The 15,147-nt window shown below is 69.6% G+C and carries 16 protein-coding genes and 1 pseudogene; 7 read left to right on the top strand and 10 right to left on the bottom strand.

Going from position 1 to position 15,147, the window contains the following annotated elements:
* Positions 1 to 87: 87 nt before the first annotated feature.
* Positions 88 to 1,806 (bottom strand): SpoIIE family protein phosphatase, encoded by a 1,719-nt coding sequence (locus tag OG736_RS01670; protein WP_327180764.1) that lies wholly within the window; start codon positions 1,804 to 1,806, stop codon positions 88 to 90.
* A gap of 193 nt (positions 1,807 to 1,999) precedes the next feature.
* On the opposite strand from OG736_RS01670, the gene OG736_RS01665 reads away from it, so the two are divergent.
* On the top strand, positions 2,000 to 2,845 hold the full coding sequence (locus tag OG736_RS01665; protein WP_327180763.1) for an RNA polymerase sigma factor SigF: 846 nt from the start codon (positions 2,000 to 2,002) through the stop codon (positions 2,843 to 2,845).
* Positions 2,846 to 2,896: 51 nt separating this feature from the next.
* Here OG736_RS01665 and OG736_RS01660 read toward each other — a convergent pair whose 3' ends face one another.
* A complete protein-coding gene (locus OG736_RS01660) occupies positions 2,897 to 3,274 on the bottom strand; it encodes an ATP-binding protein (RefSeq protein WP_327180762.1) in 378 nt (125 codons plus the stop codon).
* A 488-nt stretch (positions 3,275 to 3,762) separates the two neighbouring features.
* On the bottom strand, positions 3,763 to 4,674 hold the full coding sequence (locus tag OG736_RS01655; protein ID WP_327180761.1) for a phosphotransferase family protein: 912 nt from the start codon (positions 4,672 to 4,674) through the stop codon (positions 3,763 to 3,765).
* A 385-nt stretch (positions 4,675 to 5,059) separates the two neighbouring features.
* Here OG736_RS01655 and OG736_RS01650 point away from each other — a divergent pair, with 385 nt between their 5' ends.
* Positions 5,060 to 5,608 carry a DUF1062 domain-containing protein gene (locus tag OG736_RS01650; RefSeq protein ID WP_327180760.1) on the top strand — a complete coding sequence of 183 codons (549 nt, stop codon included), beginning with the start codon at positions 5,060 to 5,062 and terminating at the stop codon, positions 5,606 to 5,608.
* Between the two features lie 107 nt (positions 5,609 to 5,715).
* Here the strand turns inward: OG736_RS01650 and OG736_RS01645 are convergent, their stop codons facing one another.
* The 3 genes from OG736_RS01645 to OG736_RS01635 form a co-directional block, all read right to left on the bottom strand.
* The gene (locus OG736_RS01645) at positions 5,716 to 6,312 is read right to left on the bottom strand and encodes an HD domain-containing protein (RefSeq protein WP_327180759.1); all 597 of its coding nucleotides are present in this window, start codon (positions 6,310 to 6,312) and stop codon (positions 5,716 to 5,718) included.
* Positions 6,313 to 6,418: 106 nt separating this feature from the next.
* Positions 6,419 to 6,649, bottom strand: a complete 231-nt coding sequence (locus OG736_RS01640; RefSeq protein WP_327180758.1) for a hypothetical protein — start codon at positions 6,647 to 6,649, stop codon at positions 6,419 to 6,421.
* Between the two features lie 191 nt (positions 6,650 to 6,840).
* The gene (locus OG736_RS01635) at positions 6,841 to 7,536 is read right to left on the bottom strand and encodes a hypothetical protein (protein ID WP_327180756.1); all 696 of its coding nucleotides are present in this window, start codon (positions 7,534 to 7,536) and stop codon (positions 6,841 to 6,843) included.
* Between the two features lie 466 nt (positions 7,537 to 8,002).
* Here OG736_RS01635 and OG736_RS01625 point away from each other — a divergent pair, with 466 nt between their 5' ends.
* Positions 8,003 to 9,439: a M4 family metallopeptidase gene (locus OG736_RS01625; protein ID WP_327180755.1), complete on the top strand. Its 1,437-nt coding sequence runs from the start codon at positions 8,003 to 8,005 to the stop codon at positions 9,437 to 9,439.
* Between the two features lie 2 nt (positions 9,440 to 9,441).
* Positions 9,442 to 9,738 carry a protealysin inhibitor emfourin gene (locus OG736_RS01620; protein WP_327180754.1) on the top strand — a complete coding sequence of 99 codons (297 nt, stop codon included), beginning with the start codon at positions 9,442 to 9,444 and terminating at the stop codon, positions 9,736 to 9,738.
* Positions 9,739 to 9,963: 225 nt separating this feature from the next.
* On the opposite strand, the pseudogene secF reads toward OG736_RS01620, so the two are convergent.
* The 3 genes and pseudogenes from secF to OG736_RS01605 form a co-directional block, all read right to left on the bottom strand.
* A pseudogene (secF, locus tag OG736_RS01615) lies at positions 9,964 to 10,408 on the bottom strand (protein translocase subunit SecF); the annotation flags it as partial.
* Between the two features lie 522 nt (positions 10,409 to 10,930).
* On the bottom strand, positions 10,931 to 11,596 hold the full coding sequence (locus tag OG736_RS01610; protein ID WP_327180753.1) for a response regulator: 666 nt from the start codon (positions 11,594 to 11,596) through the stop codon (positions 10,931 to 10,933).
* Positions 11,593 to 12,546: a HAMP domain-containing sensor histidine kinase gene (locus OG736_RS01605; RefSeq protein ID WP_327180752.1), complete on the bottom strand. Its 954-nt coding sequence runs from the start codon at positions 12,544 to 12,546 to the stop codon at positions 11,593 to 11,595. The genes OG736_RS01610 and OG736_RS01605 overlap by 4 nt, the downstream gene beginning before the upstream one ends.
* A 343-nt stretch (positions 12,547 to 12,889) precedes the next feature.
* Here OG736_RS01605 and OG736_RS01600 point away from each other — a divergent pair, with 343 nt between their 5' ends.
* From OG736_RS01600 to OG736_RS01590, 3 genes are read left to right on the top strand one after another with little or no spacing between them, the layout of a single operon-like run.
* The gene (locus OG736_RS01600; RefSeq protein ID WP_327180751.1) at positions 12,890 to 13,216 is read left to right on the top strand and encodes a TraR/DksA family transcriptional regulator; all 327 of its coding nucleotides are present in this window, start codon (positions 12,890 to 12,892) and stop codon (positions 13,214 to 13,216) included.
* Positions 13,217 to 13,264: 48 nt separating this feature from the next.
* On the top strand, positions 13,265 to 13,636 hold the full coding sequence (locus tag OG736_RS01595) for a TraR/DksA family transcriptional regulator (protein ID WP_327180750.1): 372 nt from the start codon (positions 13,265 to 13,267) through the stop codon (positions 13,634 to 13,636).
* A complete protein-coding gene (locus tag OG736_RS01590) occupies positions 13,633 to 14,457 on the top strand; it encodes a hypothetical protein (RefSeq protein ID WP_327180749.1) in 825 nt (274 codons plus the stop codon). Before OG736_RS01595 ends, OG736_RS01590 begins: the two co-directional genes overlap by 4 nt.
* On the opposite strand, the gene OG736_RS01585 is transcribed toward OG736_RS01590, so the two are convergent.
* The gene (locus tag OG736_RS01585) at positions 14,451 to 14,771 is read right to left on the bottom strand and encodes a WhiB family transcriptional regulator (protein WP_327180748.1); all 321 of its coding nucleotides are present in this window, start codon (positions 14,769 to 14,771) and stop codon (positions 14,451 to 14,453) included. The genes OG736_RS01590 and OG736_RS01585 overlap by 7 nt on opposite strands.
* Positions 14,772 to 15,147: the final 376 nt, after the last annotated feature.

Genomic DNA, 15,147 nt, shown 5'->3' with positions numbered 1-15,147 from the left:
GGGTTCGAGGCAGCGGCACCCTCCGGTCACAGCCGGGGCGGGCGGCGGCCCGGGGCTCAGCGGTCAGCCGCCACCGGAGCGTGCGGGTCATGTCCGGGTGGGCGCCCGCAAGGCGAGCAGGGCGACGTCGTCGTCGTTGGCGGCCGGGCGGACCCGGCGCAGCAGTTGGTCCGTGAAGGAGTCCAGAGAGCGGTGGGCGAGGGCGGCCGCGTGCCGGCGCAGTCGGTGCAGGCCCTCGTCGAGGGTGTGGCCGGGTTCCTCGATCAGGCCGTCGGTGTACAGCAGGAGGGTTGATCCCGGCGGCAGCAAGGCGGTGCCGTCGGTGCGGGGCTCGCCGGCTCCGGTGCCCAGCAGGATGCCGTGGCCGCCGGTGAGGTAGTCGGCCAGCCCGTCATGGCTGATCAGCAGGGGCGGAGGGTGGCCGGCGTTGCTCCAGGACAGTCTCCACCGGCCCTCGTCGGCCTCTTCGACCCGGGCGAGGATCATGGTGGCCATGGTGACGTCGGTGATGTGCATGACCGCCTCGTCGAGGCGTTCGACGATCCGGCTGGGGGGCTCCGGCAGTGCCCAGGCGTAGGCGCGGAGCATGTTGCGCACCTGCGCCATGCCGGCCGCGGCCTCCAGGTCGTGTCCGACGACATCGCCGACGGCCAGCGCGGTGGCGCCGTCGGACAGCGAGAAGGCGTCGTACCAGTCGCCCCCCACCTGCGAGGCGTCGGGCGCGGGCAGGTAGCGGACCGCCATCTGCAACCCGGACACGCGCGGCATCTGCGGCAGCAGATGGTTCTGCATGGTCTCGGCGACCTTGCGCTGGCGCTGGTAGAGGCGCGCGTTGTCCAGAGCGAGGCCGGCGCGGCGGGCGATGTCCTCGATCAGGGGAAGGTCGGCGGTCTTGAAGTCCCCCGGCTGCCTGGCACGGCCCAGGGTCAGGGCACCGAGGACGGCGCGGGTGCTGCGGATGGGTGCGATGGCGGCGGAGTGCACTCCGGTGGCGTCGAACAGGCGGCGCTGTTCGACCGCGATGCCGGAATCCGGCGGCCCCTGGTAGGTCTGCGGACCGGCCAGCGTCGAGGCGACTCCGCGCAGGGCCCTGGACAAGGGCATCGGGGATTCCTCGGGGACCGGCGGCATGGGTCCCTGAAGTTCTTCGTGCCGCACCAGGGCATCGCCGTCCGCCTCGGCGACGACAGTTCGCCACACCTCGTCACGTTCGGTGATCAGGTCAATGATGGCCCAGTCCGCCAGCCGGGGCACCACCAGAGTCACCAGCCGCCGCAGCGCCTCGTCGACATCGAGGGTGGAGGTCAGCTGGGTGGTGGTCGCGGCCAGCAGCGCGAGCCGTTCGAGTTCCGGCAGCAGGGTGGCCGCCGGCTCCGGCCGCGCGTCGGTCTCGCGCGGTTGCCGGCCATGGAAGAGGACGAGCGTGCCCCGTTCACACTCCCCGAGACCGAACGGGGTGATCAGCCACGAGACGGGCCGCACGGTGCCGTCTGCGTGCGCGAAGTAGTCCTCCTCGGCCTGAGCGGTGCACCCGGCGTGGAAGGCCTGCCGCATACGGCAGGCAGTCCTCGGCAAGGGCTGGCCGTGGGCGTCCCGGTGCAGCAGGTCGTGCGCGTCATGGCCGAGGAGATCTCCGGCGGGCCGGTCCAGGAATCTTTCGGTGCGGGAGTTGACGGCGAGGATGCGACCCTCCTCGTCGACGACGTAGGCCCCGGCCCCGATGGCTTCCAGCACCTCGGCGAGCGCGGCGGCAGGCGACGGCAGGAGCCGTCTCACGTGGCTCTGCGTGTGCTCCGGTCCTGCCATGCCCTGATCTCCTCAGCTGGCGGGCAGTACGTCCGTTCGACGTACCCGCTTGTTCCGACTGCCCCGTACCGATGAATCCCACCCTCCGGGTGAGCGCCGGCATAGGTGCACAATGAGGGGGTATCCGCGCGGCGGTGCCGGTTGCGTCCAGCCGGCGGTGGCGATCGGGCTTCGATACCGGGAGGGGCAGGTCATGGAACTCAAGAGGGCGACGGCCACGGACACGCAGTCGCGCGAGTTGCCGGAGGTCGCAGATCCCTCTCGCGTCGCGCCGAGGGACGCCCGCGAGCTGTCCCGGCTGTTCTTCGACCGGCTTGCGGTGCTGGAGGAAGGCACGCCGGAGCACCAGTATGCGCGCAACACGCTGATCGAGATGAACATGTCCCTCGTCCGCTTCGCGGCCGGCCGGTTCCGCAGCCGGGGGCCGGAGGAGATGGAGGACATCGTCCAGGTCGGCATGATCGGCCTGATCAAGGCGATCGACCGCTTCGACCTCTCCCGGGAGGCGGAGTTCACCTCCTTCGCCATCCCCTACATCGTGGGTGAGATCAAGCGGTTCTTCCGCGACACCACCTGGGCCGTGCACGTGCCTCGCCGGCTCCAGGAAGCCCGGGTCCAGCTCGCGCGCGCCACGGAGGAGCTGCGCAGCCGTCTGGGCCGCACCCCGACGGTGCAGGAGCTGTCGGAGCTGATGAGCCTTCCCGAGGAAGAGGTGTGCGAGGCCCGCCTCGCCGCGAACGGCTACAACTCCTCCTCCCTGGACGCCGCCATCAGCGGCAGCGAGGACGGCGAAGCGGCGCTGCAGGACTTCATCGGCGCCGAGGACCAGGCTCTGGAGCTGGTGGAGGACTTCCACGCCCTGGCCCCGCTGCTCGCCGAGCTCGGCGAGCGGGACCGGCAGATCATCCACATGCGGTTCGTGGAGGAACTCACCCAGGCCCAGATCGGGGAACACCTGGGCGTCTCGCAGATGCATGTCTCCCGACTGCTGTCGCGCACCCTCGCCCGGCTGCGCGAAGGCATGCTCACCTCTCACTGAAGCGGCGCCGTGAGCGAGACGGGCACACCGCCGGCCGCGGCCTACGCCTGCTCAAGCGGGCATGCTCTGGCCGGCGGGCTTGTGCAGGCGGAGATGGGCGACGATCTGCTTGCCCGTCTCCAGGGCGATGGTGTGCAGCTGGTCGCACAGCCGGGTGACCAGATACAGGCCGTGCCCGCCGACGCGGCGGGCGTCGTGCGCGCGCAGTTCGAGCGGGCGCGGGGAGCTGTCACGCACGGTGATGCGCAGCAGGGAGGCATCGGGCGTCACCTCCAGCGCCAGGTCGCCCGGACCGGGTGCGTGGCGCAGCGCATTGGCGACCAGCTCACTCACGACGAGCTGGGCGTCCTGGCTCGTCGGGTGGTCAGGGTCGTGGCCGGCGTCGGCCAGCAGGGTACGTACGGCTGCTCGGGCTTCAGCGATCGACACGTCCTCAGTGTCCCAGGCGGCGCTGTAGCGCAGGGGCGCCGCGGGTTCCTGTTCATCCGATGCCCGGTTCTCAAGCGCGGTGACCATAGAACTCTTTCCGTGGGTCGTTTCCTCGTCGTTCGTCACAGGTTGTTGTTGTCGCATAAATCCGCCTACCCGCTGTCGCCTCGCTCATGGGGCATTCCTGCCCTCGGTGACGGGCGCGGGGGACGGGGCGGGCGCCGGTGAAGTACTCGAGCGTGCCGAGAGGGGGGACCTGTGGCAGACCCGCAGGGGTGCCCGGGCAGCCCTGGCACGGCGGTGGACGCGCACCAGGACCCGGCACACGCGGGTCCCTGGTCATGCCTGGAAACGCAACGAGAAACCTGGCACCAGGAGCGCCTCGCCGGACCGTTTTCGGCCGGCTGCCTGCGTGACCGGCGCGGCTGCCGGACGTCGAAGCCGGTCCCGGAGCGCGCCACCGTGCGCGCGCCCCGAACCGTCTCGGCTCAGCCCAGCGTGTCCATGAGAGCGGTGACGTAGGCATCCAGCCTCTCTTCCACGGCCCGCGTCGTCAGCTCCGTCCTCCCGGCCTCCCGCCACGGCCGCGCCACCCATTGCAGGCCCGCCGCGAACGCCAGCCCGTCCAGCAGCCGCCAGTACAGCCGCTCGCTCGCAGCCGCGGCCGGCACCCCGCCGGCCTCCTCGTACGCCTCGGCGAACCGCAGACCCCACACCGGGCCGTGCAGCAGCGTGAGATCGGTGGAGCAGTGCGCCACATCGAGGTCCGCCGGGCCCCAGGAGGTCTGCACCCAGTCGACGACCCCGGTGATCCGGGGACCCGCCAGGCTTCGGGGCACCACGTCGAACAGCACATTGCCGGGGTGGAAGTCCCGGTGCAGGAACCGCCCCTCATAGGGCGGCGCAGGCCGGCGGATCACGTCGATCGCCGCGGCCCATGCCGCCGCGTCGGCAGCTTCCGGAGGGACGACGGCGTCGGCCGTCGTCCATGCCTCGTACACCTGGGGCCGCTCGGCGGGTCGCAACGCGTGGATCGCCACGAGCTGACGGGCCAGCAGGGGGACGCGCGCCTCCAGCCCCTCGTCGTCCAGGACCGTCCGGCCCGCCAGATGTGTCATCAGGAGCGACGGATATTCGCACCGCGCGGCGGTCGGATCGACCGCGACCGGATCGGGAGCCGGCACGTCGGTCCCCGCGAGCAGGGCGAGGGCGCGGGCCTCGCGGTTCAGCAGGTCCTCGGCGTTCTCCACGAAGAACGGGTCGACGAAGGTCCGCAGCACCAGATCGCGGGTGTCTCCGTCTCGCGTCCCGACGGTCAGCCGCCGCATCTCAGCGGTGATGCCACCGTGCAAAGCCTCGGTTCTGACGATCCGTTCACCGGCGTCCAGATGCCGGCCCACCCAAGCCAGGGTCGACGGTCGGACAGCCCCGGTCCTGCTGCGGTCGGTCACCGCGCCACCCCATCATCCGGACGGCGGCCCGCGCAAAGGCTTTCGTCGGAGCCGACGGCGACGTCGACACACCAACCGGAGTACTCGACAAGGCCGACCGGCAACCGGCTTCGTCCGTGAACCGCCGGACAGGACCCGGCGGTTGGGCGCTGTTCGAAAACCAGTGGAGCAGCGCCGCTGTGCGCCATTACCGTGCTGCCGAACCAAGTCGTCCGGGGAAGGACGTGCCGTTGTACACCGTGTGAGACCTCCCGAGTGCTGATTCGTCGCGCGTCGCGCATGTGCGCCGCGCTGCATCTTGCTGCGGACTTCTCACTGAAACCGGTGTACTTCTGTGCTCAATAGCTGGGTGGTCACGCCCACCTGCCTGCCGACCGTTCTCCGCCGTTGCCACGCGTGCGCGTCCGATCGCTTCCGGGCAGACGGCAAATTTCGCGTCAACGCAAACCACAAGCTCCTCGATGCCTGGCTCCTCGTGCTCTGTACCGTCTGCGGGGACACGGCAAAGCTCACGGTCCTGGAGCGGATCAACGTGCGCTCCGTACGTTCTGGGCTGCTGGACCGGCTGCATGACAACGACCCCGGCCTGGCAGCTGAGTTGCTCCAGGACCCGGCCGTGCGGCGCCGTAATCGCATCGCCCTCGACTGGGACGACGCCTGGCGTCTCGACACCGGCGGATCGGATCACCTGGACCGCGAGGTGATCGACGTATCGGTCCGCTTCGCGGCACGGATCCCCGTCCGGCCGGTGCGACTGATCGCTGAAGGCTGCGGTCTGTCGCGAGCCGAGGTCGAGAGGCTGATCACGGAGGGGAGACTCGTTTCGACGGTCCGGCTGAGCGGCAAGCTCTCCGGCGACTTCACCTTCACGCTCAAGCGCTGATCCCTCTTCGGGACCTGGGGCCTGTCCGGCAAGTTCCGCCGGACAGGCCCCAGGGTCTGTCGTTCGTGAGCGCCCGCGGGGTCGCTGTCGCGGGGCCGCCGCCGGCCTCAAACCTGCGCGTGGCCGTATCGCCCCCTGACCGAGGTCAGGTCGGGTTCGCCGAACCGGGCGCGCAGCAGGCCGAATGCGTGGACCTTGTCCACGCCGAACTTCTCCACGCGTGTGGCATAGGTGTCGGCGGTGAGGAACGTAGGGGGAGTCGTCTTGCTGTGGAACTTGTCTGCGTACATGACCAGTTGCTCTTCGACGGTCTCGGCCAGATAGTCGGCCTCGGGTATGCCGAGCCCCTGATTGCGGACGTCGTGCCGGGTAAGGCCAACTCCCGTGTGGCAGGAGCAGAAGCGGCGCAGGCGCTCCGGGAATCCCTCCTCGTGGAGGATCTCGTAGCCGAGGACGCCATGGCGGACGTAGTTGCGGTGATCGATCCGACCGGCCTGGTCGTACAGCCGGTAGACGCCGATGTCGTGGAGCAGGGCGCCGACACGGACGAGGTCGGCGTCGACGGGGATGTCTGTCTGTGCCACAAGCTGTTCGGCGATGCCGCTGACGATTTCGCAGTGGGTGAAGACGAGGTCCAGAGCCTCGCGCGATGGCGCGTACCGCTCGTGCAGCGCGCGCACCTCATCGACCGTCGGAAGGATCACTGCGGCAGCGTACCGAACTACGAGCGATGGAGACCGGGTCGGTCGTCGTCGACGTCGTGGCCACCGACAGCGCGACGGCACACACCCTGTACCGGGGGAGTGCGCGTCATTCCCCGAAGGGGTAAGGCGGACATTGCCGGCTCGACGGGTGCGCCCCGCAGTGCGCGTCCAGGCCTCGCCACGCCAGGACCAGTGCGGCAATGGCCGCGCCGAGTAAACACACGTAGAGGACCCACCACCGCAGGGCCGCCCGAGGCGGCCCCTGCAATGTCGACAGGCCGACGCCCCCCGTGAGCAACACGACCCAGCCGAGCACGAACACCAGCAGAATCAGCACGCGGCCTCCGAGGCGGTCGTCCGACGGGCGGACAAGTCAACAGGGGTGGACGAGCGAAGGGTAGTGCGCAGGACAACCCGTTCGGCAATGAGGGCAGTTGAGGCCCAACCGGTGCGTCAGGCGTACCGGGCGGGCCACACCCCCGAGCCCTCGAGCCCTCAAGCCCTCGAGACAGTCCTGACGAACGCCTGTCAGGGGGTGAAGACCTCGTCGAGGCGGTCGATGGCCCCGCTGCTGTCGAGGTGGTAGGTGAAGACCAGCCCGGAGTTCGGGTGTGCCTCGAGCCAGTCGAGGAACTCCTGCACGCCGATGGGCTGGTTCTCGGTGCTCTCCACGATGGGGTTGGTCACGGTGACGTATGCGGCCTGATCCATCGGGATGTAGATCTCTTTGCCGACCGTCTCGAACGGGGCGCCGTCCGAGTCGGGCGTACCGCATCCCCAGTTGCCGTGCTTGACGATCAAGCTCAGAGATCCCCCTTCCGGCGTGTAGCGGTAGACCGCGACCTCGTCGGGGGAGATGGGCATCTTGTGGTCACAGTCGCCGGCATCGCTGTCGGCGCCCGCCGACCCCGACCCCGACCCCGTCGCCGTGGCGGCCGGGGGCTTGGAGGCAATCGGCACGACACTCGGGGACTTGACCCCGCCGCCTGCGCCCGTGGAAGCCTCTGTGCCGGGCTTCTTGCCCGTCGTGTCGGCGTCCGCACCCGTCGTGGCGCCGGTGCCGATCGCCGCCGTCGCGCTCGGTTTCACGTCGCTGCCGGCGCCCGCCGTGCCGCCGTCCCCGGAGCACCCTGTGAGGCCCAGCGCGCTCGCGGCGCATACGCCCAGCACGACCGCTCGGACGGCGCCCGGTCTGCGACGGCTCTTCCTCGGCGTGTGGTTCATGGTTCGTCCCCCATCTTGCTTGTTCTAGATCTCCGTGAGCCTCGGCGGGCTCGGGAGGAAGGGACGAGTTTCAGCCGTCGGCAGTTGCGCCCTGGCCAATTTGTTATGTCGTCCGCTACGGCCGGCGCCCTGACGTGGGCGGAACCGACCACCCAGCGGGACCTGTCCGGCTGGGAGGCGGCGTTCGGTTCGGCCGGTGAGCCCTCGTGCGGTCGCTGCAGGGCCCCGGCCTGGTTCCGGCTTCCGACCCCGCGGCCGCCGTCGGCGCGTCATGCCCGAGCCGAAGCCGAGCGCCTGCGGCGGGTACTCCCACGGGATCCCGGTGCGGACAGAGCAGCAGTACCGATCCGCCTCATTGTGTGAGGTGTTGTGAACGCTCCTCATTTCTCGCCGTCTGTGGGCGGATCTCGCTGCTCGTGTTGCGTTTGCTCAATACCACGGCCAGCAGGAGACTGGTGATATCAGCGTGACTGCGCCGCTGGAAACGGGGATGGTCGGTGCCAACGCTTCTCCCGCTGCTGCCACACCAGCGGGCAATAGCTGGTTCGTTTCTGCGACTGTCATGTTGAATTTCGAAACGCTGTCCTTGTGTTGGTCGTTGAACGCGGGGAGCGGTGTTCTGAGAACACTCGAGCAGCCGGTCGAGACGATGAATGCTCAACCGTCGGTCTTCTCGCCCAGGAGGTGTCCCATGAGCAAGGCTCGCCCAATCAACTGCATCATCCCCCCGTACATTCTCGACAAGCTCCTGGACAGCGAGGACGGTGAGGTACGCCAGGCCGCCTTGGACACGCTGTTGGTCACTGCTCGTCTGCGGGGTGAACGCGGGGTCCGGGCGTCCTTCGCCGGCGCGGCCGCCCCCGGTAATGGTCGGCGCACCGTCTTCGACTGCGAGCAGGAGGAATTCCTCGGCAACGCTGTTCTGGCCAGGCCGGAGGACGGCCCGGAGTCCGCGGACCCGTCCGTCAACCTGGCGTTCGACGCACTCGGCCTTACGCGCGATTTCTACAACGAGGTGTTCCGGCGTAATTCGATCGACGGCCGTGGAATGCGCCTGGACGGATACGTCCACTTCGGATTCCAGGTCAACAACGCGTTCTGGGACGGACGGCAGATGCTCTTCGGAGACGGGGACGGAAAGGAGTTCAGCAACCTCACAGGATCCCTCGAAGTGATCTCCCACGAGTTGACGCACGGAGTGACCGATCACACCTCGGAATTCGAGTACCACAATCAGTCCGGGGCCCTGAACGAGTCGATGTCGGACGTCTTCGGGTCGCTGGTCAAGCAGTGGTCGCTGAAGCAGACCGCCGAGGAGGCGGACTGGCTGATCGGGGCCGACGTGTGGACCCCGGGAATCCGTGGCGACGCCCTGCGGTCGATGAAGGACCCAGGGCACGCGTACAACAATCCGAAGTTCGGAAAGGACCCCCAGCCCGACCGTATGAGCAGGTTCATCCACCTGCCCGACACCAAGCGAGGGGATTTCGGCGGAGTGCACTTCAATTCAGGCATTCCGAACAAGGCGTTCTTCCTGACGGCTGTGCGCATCGGCGGATTCGCATGGGAGGCTGCCGGAACCATCTGGTACGAGTCGCTCAAGGCGTCCAGCGCCGAGGACGAGTTCCAGGTTTTCGCGGGTACCACCTTCCAGAAGGCCGGGGAACTGTTCGGCGCCGGCAGCCCCGAGCAGTCGGCCGTGCTGTCGGCGTGGCAGGAGGTGGAAGTCCCGATCGCGGGCGTCCCGACCGGAGTCGCCCGGGTACGGAGCCTTGCGGTCAACGGGAACGGCGGCGCGAGTCGGGAGGACGGCCAGGCAGCCCTCGCCAGGCAGATCGGGGCACTGAACGACAAGCTCACGGGGCTGGCCAAGGACGTGTCCGCGCTGAAGGGCACCATGTGACGGTGTCTCTGGAGACATACGGCGGGCTGGCGGCAGCGACCAACCTCCGCCGCCCGCCCGAGGTGCTGGACACAGACGCCCTGCCCGAGACCGCTGCGGCTGAACTGGCCCAGCTGCTTGCGGCGGCCGCCTCGATGCCCCAGGGCGACCAGGCGGGCCGCGCCAGGGATGCGATGAGCTACACGATCACGGTGGACGACGGCGACCGGGTGACGGTTCTCGAGCAGTCGGACGCCGCCATGACCCCTGCGTTCGCGGCCTTGCTCACCTGGCTCAAGAGGCGTTTCGCGCAGGAGTGACGCCCGTGTGGCTCTCCCGCTGACAACGGCTGACACATGCGGCGATGCTGCGGCCGCGGCTCGGCATCGAGGTGCCGTCGACGATGGAGTCGTGACCTTGCCTGGCTTCGCCCGAAGCGATGAGCGACATCCCCGACCACCTTCCACCACTGAGGACCGGGCTGTCCTCGACCTCGGCGGCGGGCGCTGCCGATGCCTCGGGGATGCGGTGAGCGCGGCCTCTGTGCGCCGGTGCAGTTCGATGGCCAGCGGTGTGGCAGTGAACATCGAGGAGTAGGTGCCCACTGCGAGGCCGATGAGGAGGGCGAGGGCGAAGTCGGTCAGGGTGTCGCCGCCGAGGACGGCCAGTGCGGTGAGGATGAATGCGGCGCCCATGCCGGTGTTGACGGTCCGGGGAGGGTCTGCAGGAGCGCTCGGTTGGCGTTGCGGGCGAAGGGCTCCTTGCCCTTGCGACGGCCGAGTTCCCTGATCCGGTCGAAGCGACGACGGAGTCGTTGACGGAGTAGCCGATGACGGTCAGCAGGGCGGCGAGGAAGACGCCGTCGACGGGCTTGCCGAGCCAGGCGAAGACACCGATGAGGATGACGACGTCGTGCGCGAGGGCAGCGACCGCGGAGCTGCCCAGCCGCCAGCGGAAGCGTGCGGCGAGGTAGGCGAGCTGGGCGCCGAGAAGGTCAGGTGCCGGTGGGCGAGGGCGGCGCCCGCACCCCGTGACGGTGTGCCGGTTGCTCCGATGCAGGCGAGCCTGCCGCCGACAGCGGGCCACGCGAGGGCCGGAGCCGGTCGACGGCGGTGTCACGTGACGTAGGCGGGTCGGCCACCGGCGGAACATGAAGCTCGCCGGTAGCCTCCCGATGGCTCCGGGGCGCAGCGGAGACGGACGACTCCGCGTCGTCCGCGGCGGGCCTGCTGTGTGCCGACGTGGCCCGGGCAGCAGATGCCGTGCCGCCCAGTGCATGAAGGGGTTGACCGACGAGTGACGGCGCGCCGAGCAGAGCGATGAGAACGCTGAACAGGACGGCCATCGCCGACGCCGGGCTCGGGCCACCTGTGCGCCGGACGGCGTGCGTGCAGCGTGCCATGGCCTGGCCGTCCTCTTCGCGTGTGGTGGCGGTATGCCGGGGGGAGTTGGGTTCCTTGAGGTTCCCGGCCGGGGCGTGGGCAGGCCGAGCCCGGGGGGAAGTCGGCAGGGTCAGGCTTGGATGAGGCCGGCGCGGATCGCGTAGCGCGTGAGTTCCAGCCGGTCACGCATGCCGAGCTTGTGCAGCAGGTTCGCTCGGTGCCGGTGGACGGTCTTGATGCTGATGAAGAGCATTTCTGCGATCTCCTTGGAGGAGTGGCCCTCGGCCACGAGCTTGAGGACCTCCTCCTCGCGCGCGGTCAGCACCTGGTCGGGCGGCTCCTCGCCGTGGCGGACACGGTCGAGGTAGTTGCGGATGAGTGCGGTGACCGCGCCGGGATACAGGAACGGCTCGTCGCGCATGGCGGCCCGGCAGGCGGCCACCAGGTCCCGGTCGGCCACGGACTTCAGCACATATCCGCTGGCCCCGGCCTTCAGCGCCTGGAAGAAGTACTGCTCGTTGTCATGCATCGTCAGCATCAGCACGCGCAGTTCCGGCTTGAGCGCAACGAGTTCGCGAGTGGCCTGCAAACCCGTCATCCGGGGCATGGCGATGTCCAGCACCGCCAGGTCGACCTCGTGGACGCGGGCCAGCTCGATGGCCTCCGCGCCGTCCCCGGCCTCGGCGACGACCTCGAGGTCCGGTTCCCGGTCGAGGATGAGTCGCACACCGCGACGTACGAGCGCGTGGTCGTCGGCGAGGAGGATACGGATCACGGAGGAGTCGGGCGTGGTCATGGCTGCTTCCTGACGAGGGGCACGGTCAACCGGACCTGCGTACCGGCCTGCGGCTGGGAGGTGACGTCCAGCGTGGCCCCGATCAGCAGGGCCCGCTCGCGCATTCCGCGAATTCCGGCCCCTTCGCGGGCGACACCGGTTCCGCGGCCGTCGTCGACGACGGCCAGCACCACTGCCTCGGCGGTGCGGCGCAAGCTCACCTCTGCCTGACCGGCCTCGGCATGACGGGCCGCGTTGGTCAGGGCTTCCTGAGCGACGCGGTACAGCACCAGTTCCGTCGGCTGGTCCAGCGCGGGCAGGCCGGTGTCGAAGCGGCGGACCACGCGCAGCCCCACGTGGGTGGAGAACTCCGTGGTCAGCGAGGTCAGCGCACTGATCAGACCGAGGTCCTCCAGCACGCCCGGCCGCAGCCGACGCGCCAGACGGCGCACCTCGTCCAGGCTTCCCCGGGTGATCTCCTGCACCTGCCGCAGTTCACCGCGCAGGGGCTCGTCCGCCTCGTCAGCGGCCCGCTCCAGCGCGAGCAGGATCGCGGTCATGCTCTGGCCCACCTCGTCGTGCAGTTCCTGGGCGATGCGGCGGCGCTCCGCTTCCTGTGCGAGCAGGACACGGGCGCTGCTGGACGCCCGTTCATGCTCCAGGCGCTCGAGCATGGCGTTGAAGGTGCGGATCAGTTCGGCGGTCTCGCCGCGTCGTCCTTCCGGCAGGCGCTGGCCGGGGCGCAACAGATCGACGGTGGTCATCAGCCGGGTGAGGCGGTCGAGCGGGGCCAGGCCGATCCGCAGCAGGGCCCCGTTGGCGACCAGCATCACGGCCAGGCCGACCACGAGGATGACCGCCTCGGTCAGCACCACCGGCACCGAGACGGTCACCGGAGCCCACAGCAGCAACGCGGTGGCGCTTCCCAGCACGACAGCGTTGAGCGCGAAGATCCGCCAGAACAGGGACACCGGGACGACGCCTTTCTCTGCGAGACACGGCTGTGTCTCCGCTGTCGGCCACCGCGCGCACCCCGAACGTGGGGTGCGGCCACTGGTCGTGACCGGCCTGCTCCCAGGCTGCCCGCTCCGCGACCCGCCGTCGATGGGGGCCAATGCCCATTTCCCGGACCTGGCCTGCCCACGTCGTGTGGCCCTGGGACGGGCCATAGATGGGTATCGCGCCCGATGGTCTCTGCGTGGCATTGCGGCCACGGTGGAGGCACGAACCGCCACCGGTGACTCCTCCCGACCATCGCCCCCGACGACTCCCTGCCCCGCGCGACCCACCTCCGCGTTGAAAGAAGGAACCGCCATGTCGCTCGACACACCCCAGACCGGAACCCGCCGTGAGCGGCTGACGGCGCACGAGGCCCTCCAGCGCCTTGAACACGAACGTGCCTCCCGCCTTGCGCAGCTGCGGGCCATCGGCGAAGCCGCGCCGGTCGGCGAGGAGCAGGTGATGTCCACCCAGAAAGACACCGTCCATCGCGTGCTCACCGAGGTCGAGGCCGCCTTCGCACGTGTCCGGGACGGCAGCTACGGCGTCTGCCGGAACTGTTCCCAGCCCATCCCGGTCGAGCGTCTGGAGATCCTGCCCTACACGCCGTTCTGCGTCCCGTGCCAGCGCCACGCCGTCTGACGACCACTGTCCGCCGTCCGTCTCCCGCCCTGCCCAGGGGGTGAATGGGTGAACCACCAGATCATCGACGACCGCAACACGGCTCTGTCGATCGAGGACTTCGCCGCACTGCGCGAGAACCTGCACGAGCAACGCCTGTTCCGCCAGGAACAGTTGGAGCAGCTCTCAGCCGCCGCCACGACCCGCGCCGACGCCCTTCTCGACCGGCAGTCCGCCTCCCAGACCGAGGTGCGCGTCAAGCTCGCCGCCTCCGCCCGCATGGTCCTCGCCGACGTCGAAGCCGCCCTCGCGCGGATGGACCGGGGGAGCTTCGGCACCTGCCACCTGTGCCGCAGGCCCATCGCCCGCGCACGACTGATGATCGTGCCGCAGGCCCGCTACTGCACCCGCTGCCAACACGTCAGGGAGGCCGGACGTTGACCACCCCACCTGGGCCCGGCTCCGGGACCGCCCAGCACCGCTCGTGGCCCTGGTGCCGGCAGTGCTCGGGCATCGCCCTCGACCTGGGCAGCGCCCGCACCCGTGCCTGGACGTCCGGGCGGCGAAGGATCCTCGACGTGCGGACGGTCACCTTCCCGGGCGCCGGCGCCACGTACCCCATCCAGCGCGGCACGATCGTCGACACCCCCGGAACCGCCCGGATGCTCCACCGGCTGCTTGGCCACCGACTGCCCCGCTTCGGCCGCCCTCTGCTCATCCTGACCACGCCCGCACTGGGTGGGGTCGCCTACCGGGCCGAAGCGCGCACCGCGGTCGAGGTCCTGCGCCCGCACACGGTCCTGACCGTCCCCACTGCGCGCGCCGTGGCCATCGCCGCGGACGCCGACCTCACCCGTCCGCTGCTCGTCGTGGACCTCGGCGCCCACCTCACCGAGGTCACGCTCCTCGCCGACGGCGCGGTGACCGACGCCCGCCACACCGCGCTGGGCACCAGCGACCTGGACAGCCTCACCCCACCTACGCAGATCACCGACGCCGTCGCCGCCATGGTGACCGCCATGCTGGAGCAGGACCACACCTCCCAGACGCTCGACGCCCTCCAGCGGGGCGCCCTCCTCGCCGGCGGGGGCGCGCTGCGGCCCGACGTCGCCTACCGCCTCACCGACCGGCTGCACGCTTCCGTCCAGCCCGTCCCCGCTCCGCACACCGCCGCGGTCCGCGGCGCCGCACGCCTGCTCCAGGCCGCGCACGCCCACCCCTCCACCACCGCCTGGAGCGGAAAGCCCGAAAAGGCTCAATGACTCGACGACTGCCCCGACCCGTTGTCGTGGCGCCTGAGCGGGGGAGTCGGCTCTCTCGCTGCTCGTCGTATGCTGCGGCGCTCGGCAGCCGTTGTGGCGCCCCAGATCCCGTCGTCTTCGCCGTGCTCGACCGCCCAGTCGCGGCAGGCGATGAGCACGGCGCAGCGGCGGCATACCGCTCGGGCCAGTGAGGCTTCTGTGCCAGGGGCAGCGAGGTCCGAGAGAGGGAAGAAGATCTCGGGATCCTCTCCGACGCACGCAGCGTGATCGCGCCAGTCGGAAGTCGCCGTGTGTTCGCAACATGAGCCGGTCATGGTGCACCTCTCAAGGCTGCCTGAGGGCAGGGCGAGCGATGGCCGCGGCGCACGACTGTGCCGCGGATCCGGCAGAGGTTCCGAGAATCCTAGACCTATATGTCGTGTTTGCGGTAGGGGATCGACGGGGTGAGCGGTGAGTGCCACCGGACCTCCCCTGAGCGGGTGTCGTGATCGGTGGGGACGTGGTGCCTCCATGTGGGTTACAGCGTTTCTGGCCTTTCGGGAGCCGGCACGGACTTTCCGGTTGCCGTGCTCCCGGAGGGTGGGGCGGCACCAAACATCGATTTCTGGTTGTTTTAAGCGGTCAATCGGCATATAGCGCTGTTTGGGTGTCCTAGTCGCACCGCATGTACCGGATGCAACGTGCGACGTG

It is taken from the genome of Streptomyces sp. NBC_01334, from assembly GCF_035983595.1.
GTDB classification, from domain to species: Bacteria; Actinomycetota; Actinomycetes; order Streptomycetales; family Streptomycetaceae; genus Streptomyces; species Streptomyces coriariae.
This window is presented reverse-complemented; position numbering and strand designations above follow the sequence as displayed.